Raw genomic sequence first — 432 nt, 5'->3', positions numbered from 1 at the left:
AGGTTGTAGGCGATAACGGGCATATAGACGTTCAGCTCGAAATTGCCCGACGCGCCCGCCATGCCGATGGTAACGTCGTTGCCGAACACTTGGCAGCACACCATGGTCATCGCTTCGCATTGGGTCGGGTTGACTTTGCCCGGCATGATGGACGAACCCGGCTCGTTTTCGGGGATTTTAATTTCACCCAAACCGCAGCGCGGGCCGCTTGCCAGCCAGCGGATGTCGTTGGCGATTTTGTTCAGGCTTGCCGCCAGCGTTTTCAATGCGCCCGAAGCGGCAACGGCGGCATCACGTCCGCCCAAGGCTTCAAATTTGTTCGGCGCGCTGACAAACGGCAGGCCGGACAGTTCGGCGAGGTTGGCGGCGGCTTTTTCGGCGTATTCGGGATGGCTGTTCAAACCTGTGCCGACCGCCGTGCCGCCCAAAGCG

Annotated in this window: 1 protein-coding gene; it reads right to left on the bottom strand. The window is 60.4% G+C overall.

The features are described from left to right. Positions 1 to 432 (bottom strand): lyase family protein (locus tag ACTHTY_RS12185; protein ID WP_440367889.1); only part of this gene is annotated, 432 nt, incomplete at both ends.

This window comes from Neisseria sp. P0019.S002, from assembly GCF_051957155.1.
Taxonomy (GTDB): domain Bacteria; phylum Pseudomonadota; class Gammaproteobacteria; order Burkholderiales; family Neisseriaceae; genus Neisseria; species Neisseria perflava.
Note: the sequence above shows the minus strand (reverse complement) of the source record. Positions and strands in the feature narration are given on the sequence as shown.